Source organism: Mesorhizobium sp. CO1-1-11, assembly GCF_020164995.1.
In the GTDB taxonomy this organism is placed as follows: Bacteria; Pseudomonadota; Alphaproteobacteria; order Rhizobiales; family Rhizobiaceae; genus Mesorhizobium; species Mesorhizobium australicum.
The window spans coordinates 151,693-158,542 of sequence record NZ_JAIUHE010000016.1; the positions used below are offsets into that span (position 1 = coordinate 151,693).

Below are 6,850 nucleotides of genomic sequence, written 5' to 3' on the forward strand. Positions count from 1 at the left end.
CGGCTTTCGCAAAGAATCTTGCTCAAACAAGACTCGCGAATGCTCAACGCTTGAGCCGGATCAACCCTTCCTGTGCCATCGAGGCGATCAGCGTGCCGTCACGGGCATAGAGCGTGCCGCGGCTGAAACCGCGCGATCCCGAACTCGAGGGGCTGTCCTGCGCATAAAGCAGCCAGCCGTCGAGCGAATGCGGCCGATGGAACCACATCGAATGGTCGAGGCTGGCGGCCTGGATGTCGGGGTCGAACAGGCCGCGCCCATGGGCGAAGGTCGAGGTGTCGAGCAGCGTCATGTCGGAGAGATAGGCGAGCAGCACCGACTGCAGCGCGCGGTCGTCGGGAACCGGCCCGGCAAGGCGGATCCAGACATTCTGCCGGGGCGGCAGCTTGTCGCGGCTTTCATAGTGCTGGAGGTTGACCGGCCGCAACTCAAGCGGCCGCTCGCGCGCCCAGAAACGGCGAACCGCCTCCGGCACCCGGTCGGCCGTTTCGAGCAGCTGGCGCTGCGTCTTCAGCCCTTCCGGCGGCGGCACGTCGTCAGGTAGCGCGAACTGGTGCTCGAGCCCCTTCTCGTCGACCTGGAACGAGGCTTCCAGCGAAAAGATCGCCTGTCCGTGCTGGATTGCCAGCACCCTCCGCGTGGTGAAGGAACCGCCGTCGCGGATGCGATCGACCTCGTAGATGATCGGCACCTTGATGTCGCCCGGGCGCATGAAATAGCCATGCAGCGAATGCACGAAACGGTCGGGCTCCACCGTTCGCTGCGCCGCCACCAGCGCCTGCGCGATGGTCTGGCCGCCGAACACGCGCTGCCACTCCACCTGGGGGCTGCGACCACGATACAGATTGTGTTCCAGCTTCTCGAGGTCGAGAATGCGCAGAAGCTCGTCGATCGCCGCCGTCATGTTTTGTGACCTCGCCGCAAAATTGCTATGGCGGTTTCCGACAGGAAGAACGAGCCGTCAAGGGCGCAAGCCCCGTAGGCGCGCAAGGAGCCAAGACAATGGAACGCAAGGCGGACGCCAAGGCCAGATCCAGGATCGATGTTCTCGTCGCGGGTGCCGGCTATGTCGGCCTGGCCGCCGCGGTCTCGCTGAAACAGGCTCGCCCGGGCCTCGCCGTGGCGCTGGTCGACGCGGCGCCCGCCGGTTCCTGGCAAAGGGATGGCCGCGCTTCCGCCATCGCCGCGGCGGCCTGCCGCATGCTCGACCAGCTCGGCGTCTGGGCCGAGATCGCGCCGAAGGCGCAGGCGATCACTGAGATGATCATCACCGATTCACGCAGCGCCGATCCGGTGCGCCCGGTCTTCCTGACCTTCGGCGGCGAGGTGGCGCCGGGTGAGCCTTTCGCGCATATGGTCGCCAACAGGGCGTTGAACGGCGCCTTGCGGGCCAAAGCCGAACAGCTCGGCATCGACATCATCGAAGGCGTGGCGGTGCAAGGTTTTGAGACCAATGGAGCCGGCATGTCAGTGCATCTGGCGGACGGCGCCACGTTGGCGGCGCGGTTGCTGGTTGCCGCCGATGGTGTCAATTCGAAACTGCGCGACATGGCCGGCATCAAGACGGTCAAGTGGGAATACGGTCAGTCCGGCATCGTCTGCACCGTGGCCCATGAACGCCCGCACAACGGCCGCGCCGAAGAGCATTTCCTGCCCGCCGGCCCGTTCGCCACGCTGCCGCTGATACCCGACGAGGACGGCACCAACCGCTCTTCGATCGTCTGGGTCGAACGGGCGGAAGATGCGAAAACGCTCGTCGAAGGCGACGATCTCGTCTTCGAACACGAACTTGAACAACGTTTTGGGCTGAAACTTGGAGAAATCCGCGTCGCCGACAAGCCGCGCGCCTGGCCGCTTGGTCTCACCATCGCGCGCGCCTTCGTGGCACCGCGCATCGCGCTTGCCGGCGATGCCGCCCACGGCATCCATCCGATCGCCGGCCAGGGGCTCAATCTCGGCTTCAAGGATGTGGCCGCCCTTGCCGAGGTGATCGTCGAGGCCGACCGGCTCGGCCAGGACATCGGCGCGCTCGACGTGCTGGAACGCTATCAGCAATGGCGCCGTTTCGACACGGTGCAGATGGGCATCACGACCGATGTGCTGAACCGGCTGTTTTCCAACGACATCACCCCGCTGCGCACCGTCCGCGACATCGGCCTCGGTCTCGTCGAGCGTATGCCGCGGCTGAAGGAGTTCTTCATCCGCCAGGCATCGGGACTATCCGCGGGCACGCCGCGCCTGCTGAAGGGCGAGGCGATCTGATCGTCTCGCTGACTTGACGTCGCGGCCTGTGGGCTGCGCCGCGTCGCTTCGCTCCTTGCTCCGCCATGGGATGAGGATGCAGCGGGAGTTTCGCGCCGATCGCCGAGGCTGGCGATCTCAGTTCACTTCAAAACCAAGCTTCTGGCGCAGCCGCAGCATGCGCTGGTCGGGTATCTTCAGGCTCTGCTCTCCGCCCTGAGCCACCCGGTTCAGCATTTGCAAGAGATCGTCCCGTTCGTTCGGGTCGAGGCGTTCGCGCAGGAAGGGCGCCAGCTTGTCGATGACGATGGTGGTGTCGTCTATCTGGGTCGCGGCCCACTTGGCATAGACAACCGCCTCGTCGGTCTTCTTCGGCCCGGCTGCGATCTGCGAAATCACCTCGCGAATGACGGCCTCGCGCCGCGGCAGAACAGGGCCGTCTTCCGAAACGATCGCGGTGATCAGCGTCGCTGCCGCCACCACCGGATCATCGATCGCCGTCAGCGGCGAAAGCGCGGCCTGCTTGCGCAGCTTCTTGCGCCGGATGTTGCCTTGAACGCGCCCGACGACTTCGGCGACCTCGCGCGCGGCGTCGTTCATCGCCTTCATCCGGTACCACCACAATGCCGCCGCTCCGAGCACGCCAAGGACAGCAATCAGGAAAGGCATGTCCAAATCCCCCAAAGTCTTGGGCGACGATAGGAGAACTCGTGGCTTGCTTCAACACGCAAGAATTGAGCCCCGGCAAGACGGGACCTTCGCTCAACCGAACGCCCAGGTTTATAAGGGAGCGCAACGCATGACAGGGAATTATGACCCCGGCACGTTGTAGATCGCGCGCACCTCGATCGTGCCGATTTCGGCCAGCGGAATCTCGCCGGCGATGTCCAGCGCCTCGTCGAGATCCTTCGCTTCGATCATGACGAACCCGAGCAACTGCTCCTTCGTTTCTGCGAACGGGCCGTCGGTGATCAGCTGCTTGCCCTTGCGCCGCCGTACGGTCTTCGACGTCTTCACCGATTGCAGTGCCTGCGCGATGATCAGCTTGCCTTGTTGATCCAATGACCTGTCATAGGCCAGCGAGTCGGCATCGAGCTTGGCGGCACCCTCGGCGGTCAGCGCATGGAGGTCTTTTTCCTCACCATAGACCAGGCAGACATATTTCATTTCGAGCTCCCTTCTTGTGACAAACCATAGGCTGCGGCGACAACCATGTCAGCCTTGCCCGCGACCGTTGCCGCATGGTCGAGAAGGCATGCCGCGACCGTGATGATGGCAAGCGCCGCCAGCAGCCTGCCGAGGCCGGACGCCGGCGGGTCCAGCCAGAAGTCCTCCTGTCGCTCAGGCCCGTGGCCCGGCCTCTTCCACAGCGCGAAAAACAGATTGTCCATGTCAACCTCCATCCGGCCACAAATCCCGTGGCCGCCCGCAGGACGGCCGGCCCGCATGGAGGCCGACATTTTTGCATGGTATTTTTTTAGGCCGAAATGGCCGTCACCGTGCCGTGGTCCAAACAGCGCAGTGGTCTTCGCCCACGTGCGCGCTATAGTTGGCCGGACGCTGGCTCACCCAGGACAAGTTCACGACAACCCAGGAGGACTTCATGGACCGCACCGCAAACGCCGTCTGGAAAGGCAATTTGAAAGAGGGCAAGGGCACGCTCGACACGCAGAGCGGGACCCTGAAGGGTACGCCCTATTCGTTCAAGGCGCGCTTCGAGGACGAAAGCGGCAAATCCGGCACCAATCCGGAAGAACTGATCGCGGCCGCCCATGCCGGCTGCTACGCCATGCAGCTCTCGCATTTCCTCGCCGAAAACGGCACGCCGGCGCAAGAACTCGACGCCAAGGCCGTGGTCACGCTGGTTCCCGGCACCGGCATCACCGGCAGCGCCATCACCCTGGTCGGCAAAGTGCCCGGCATCGATGCGGCGAAGTTCAAGGAATTGGCCGAGAAGGCCAAGGCCGAATGCCCGGTCTCTCAAGCGCTTGGCGCGATCAAGGTTTCGCTCGACGCCAGGCTTGGCTGAAGGGCTTGGCCTGAAGTGACAAACGCCGGCTCCAGGGCCGGCGTTTCTGCATCGGAGATTGGCGAAAGTGGTCGCAGCATCCAATCTCCCCTCAAGGGACTCTCGTGGGGTCTCGGATTGGCGGCCTCAACCGCCCAGCGCATCAAGCCGGGCGCGAAGGGCCGCGACTTCCTGCTCCAGCGCCTCCAACCTCGCTTCCAGATCGGAGGCAGGCGCGGCCGGCGCACTGCGCTGAGCCGAGAGAGCGGCAACATCCACTGGACCGGCGAGCAGATGCACGTAGCGGTCCTCGCGCTGGCCCGGCCCGCGTGGGATTTCCTGGACCAATGGCGGCCGGCGGCCGATCAGCATGTCGAGTTCCCCGCGCAGGTCTTCGATCGATGAAAACCGCGCCATGCGCTCAGCTCGCGCCAGGAGTTCATGTGCCGTCTGCGGTCCGCGCAGCAAGAGCAGACCGAGCAACGCGGTCTGCGGCGTGGTCAGTGAGAAACGCTGCGCCATCTGATGCTCGTAGCGCTCGACGCGCGAACCGAACATCTGCCGGACCAGTCCTTTCTGCTCCAGCAGCTTCAACGCCCTGTGCACCTCCGTCTGTTCCAGCGCCATGACAGGCTCGCGCGCCGTCTTCTGGTTGGCCGCGGCAAGTGCCGCGTTGAGCGTCAGCGGATAGACGTCCGGCGTCAGCTCCTTCTTCTCGATCAGGCAGCCGAGCACGCGGGCTTCGGCGGGAGAGAGGATGGGAAGGTCTTCGCTCATTGGATTGGTTATTTTCTACCGATTCTTGGACAGCATGATTTTGACAGACATCCGAGAAGCGCGACAGAGCAGAACTCTTGTCTCGGCGATCGCCTTGATCGGGTTGAGGCCTCGGCCAGGTAGGCGCTATCTAGCGGCGAACAAACGCAGGCGCGCATTAACGCGACTCAGCCTCGGACGCCACGGCGGTCCGTGTCGGTTTCAACTGCCAGAATGACCTGACGAGCACATCCTCGGCATAGATAGCGTCATCGAACTGGTCCTGTCCAAGTGCCCGGCTCAGCGTCGGTCGATCCCCAAGCAGCGAAACGCCAAGGGCAGCCTGGTCATTCGAGAGCGGCACCCCCAGCGCGTCAAGAATGGTGGGAAATATGTCAATCGTGCCCGCAAGCCCGGTATAGGTTTTGGAAGGAATGCCATCGCCCGACAGCGAGAAGAAGTTGCGGCGTTCATAATTGTTCAAGCGATCCGTTACCGTGCTCGGCGCGCTGAGGTGGTCGCTTTGCAAGGCCAGGACAGTGTTCCTCATCAGACCCGCGGCTTCGGCTTTGTGAATGAAGTCCGCGATGAGCATGTTCGTGCATTTCACGGCATGGAGAATGTTGGGGGTCTGCGGAGGAAGTCCCGTCTTGCCGATGCATTTGTCGGTCAGGTAGCCGTCCATCGCATGCCCGCCGCTGACGGCGATCGTGAGCGAGAACGGTTTGCCGTCCCGCTGCACTCGGCGCAAGACGCCGAAGCTCATATCCAGAACTTCGGCGTCGTCGGCGCCAAAAGCGTTGCCGCGCCCCGCGATGGCGGCCACCACTTCGGATCCCCCAAAAAGCGATGAGTAGCCATGGGTGGAATAGAATGTGCCCTGACCGGTGAAGTTGAGCGGCCAACCGGTAATAAAGTTCTGCTGATAGCCCCGCGCCTTCAGAACGTCGCCCAGGCAGGTCAGTCCTGGCAGGAATTGCGAATTCTCCTCCAGGTACTGGCGCGTCGTGAAGAACGATATCAGCAGCGGCGTTCCACAGTTCGCAGCGACCATCCCTGAGATGGAGTTGTTGGTATAGGCAAGTTGCACCATGTTGGTCGCCGAAACGCCACGCCTGTCGAATTCGAGCAGCGGACCCATGACGTCGCCGAACTCCGCCTCGTTCATGTAGGTGCGCTCGGCGCTCTCAATGAAAATATGAATGAGGTTCTTTGGCGCGGCGGTCGCCGACGCTGTTTCAGCCGGCTTTGTCAAAGAAGTGACATCGACGAACTGCTTGGACAGGAAATCATGCAGCGGGTTGGGATGGATCGCTGCCGCGATCGGACGTGTCAGCATCGGGTTTGCCGCCAGGAAGAATGCCATCAAGGCAACGTCCAATCCTCTTGTCAGCGTGCCGCGCGCCTTCAGTGCGCCAAGACCGAAAAGACCGGCGGCAATGATCAGGATCGTGCTTCCAGTATTCATCAAATACTCAAGAACGACACTGGGGGTGAGAACTCCGGCGTCGACATGCATGAACATCGCTGCCCAATCGAAATAGCCGAAAACATTTTCGAGGTAGACATAGACAAGGAAGAAAAAGCACGGAACGAGCGATAAATAGGCTCTGAACCACCCGCTTCCTGGCTGATCCGTCCTTGCCCCCTGGAGGCGATCCAGCAAGACAAGCGCGATCAAAGCCACTAGGCCGACGACCAGGATCAGCCTCTTCTCCTGAAAATAGACCTGCGAGGTGAGCCAGGTGAGCGATCCCACCGTCGCGGCGCTAGGCCGTAGACTCATTATCGCGTAACCAGAGGCGGACTGCGACGAGTTTGAGAGCGGCAAGATAGTTTTCAGCC

Annotated in this window: 8 protein-coding genes; 2 read left to right on the forward strand and 6 right to left on the reverse strand. The window is 62.6% G+C overall.

Going from position 1 to position 6,850, the window contains the following annotated elements; genetic code table 11:
• Positions 1 to 43: 43 nt before the first annotated feature.
• Positions 44 to 904, reverse strand: a complete 861-nt coding sequence (tesB, locus tag LB554_RS20090) for an acyl-CoA thioesterase II (RefSeq protein ID WP_015315048.1) — start codon at positions 902 to 904, stop codon at positions 44 to 46.
• A 98-nt stretch (positions 905 to 1,002) separates the two neighbouring features.
• Here tesB and LB554_RS20095 point away from each other — a divergent pair, with 98 nt between their 5' ends.
• Positions 1,003 to 2,262, forward strand: a complete 1,260-nt coding sequence (locus LB554_RS20095; protein WP_224586447.1) for a ubiquinone biosynthesis hydroxylase — start codon at positions 1,003 to 1,005, stop codon at positions 2,260 to 2,262.
• A 117-nt stretch (positions 2,263 to 2,379) separates the two neighbouring features.
• Here the strand turns inward: LB554_RS20095 and LB554_RS20100 are convergent, their stop codons facing one another.
• From LB554_RS20100 to LB554_RS20110, 3 genes are all read right to left on the reverse strand, one after another.
• A complete protein-coding gene (locus tag LB554_RS20100; protein ID WP_015315046.1) occupies positions 2,380 to 2,910 on the reverse strand; it encodes a hypothetical protein in 531 nt (176 codons plus the stop codon).
• A gap of 141 nt (positions 2,911 to 3,051) precedes the next feature.
• Entirely contained in the window at positions 3,052 to 3,408 is a 357-nt protein-coding gene (locus tag LB554_RS20105; protein WP_140618362.1) for a YciI family protein, read from the reverse strand.
• Complete coding sequence (locus LB554_RS20110; protein ID WP_224586450.1) at positions 3,405 to 3,632, reverse strand: hypothetical protein; 228 nt, start codon at positions 3,630 to 3,632, stop codon at positions 3,405 to 3,407. Before LB554_RS20110 ends, LB554_RS20105 begins: the two co-directional genes overlap by 4 nt.
• A gap of 212 nt (positions 3,633 to 3,844) precedes the next feature.
• On the opposite strand from LB554_RS20110, the gene LB554_RS20115 reads away from it, so the two are divergent.
• Positions 3,845 to 4,270, forward strand: coding sequence for an OsmC family protein (locus LB554_RS20115; RefSeq protein ID WP_023771884.1), 426 nt, complete (start codon positions 3,845 to 3,847; stop codon positions 4,268 to 4,270).
• Between the two features lie 126 nt (positions 4,271 to 4,396).
• Here the strand turns inward: LB554_RS20115 and LB554_RS20120 are convergent, their stop codons facing one another.
• Both LB554_RS20120 and LB554_RS20125 read right to left on the reverse strand, forming a co-directional pair.
• On the reverse strand, positions 4,397 to 5,026 hold the full coding sequence (locus LB554_RS20120) for a YceH family protein (RefSeq protein ID WP_224586452.1): 630 nt from the start codon (positions 5,024 to 5,026) through the stop codon (positions 4,397 to 4,399).
• A gap of 157 nt (positions 5,027 to 5,183) precedes the next feature.
• Entirely contained in the window at positions 5,184 to 6,791 is a 1,608-nt protein-coding gene (locus tag LB554_RS20125; RefSeq protein WP_224586463.1) for a sulfatase-like hydrolase/transferase, read from the reverse strand.
• Positions 6,792 to 6,850 lie beyond the last annotated feature (59 nt).

Coding starts and splice junctions, on each gene's coding strand:
- tesB (WP_015315048.1), bottom strand. CDS start 904: ATGACGGCGGCGATCGACGAGCTTCTGCGCATTCTCGACCTCGAGAAG.
- LB554_RS20095 (WP_224586447.1), top strand. CDS start 1,003: ATGGAACGCAAGGCGGACGCCAAGGCCAGATCCAGGATCGATGTTCTC.
- LB554_RS20100 (WP_015315046.1), bottom strand. CDS start 2,910: ATGCCTTTCCTGATTGCTGTCCTTGGCGTGCTCGGAGCGGCGGCATTG.
- LB554_RS20105 (WP_140618362.1), bottom strand. CDS start 3,408: ATGAAATATGTCTGCCTGGTCTATGGTGAGGAAAAAGACCTCCATGCG.
- LB554_RS20110 (WP_224586450.1), bottom strand. CDS start 3,632: ATGGACAATCTGTTTTTCGCGCTGTGGAAGAGGCCGGGCCACGGGCCT.
- LB554_RS20115 (WP_023771884.1), top strand. CDS start 3,845: ATGGACCGCACCGCAAACGCCGTCTGGAAAGGCAATTTGAAAGAGGGC.
- LB554_RS20120 (WP_224586452.1), bottom strand. CDS start 5,026: ATGAGCGAAGACCTTCCCATCCTCTCTCCCGCCGAAGCCCGCGTGCTC.
- LB554_RS20125 (WP_224586463.1), bottom strand. CDS start 6,791: ATGAGTCTACGGCCTAGCGCCGCGACGGTGGGATCGCTCACCTGGCTC.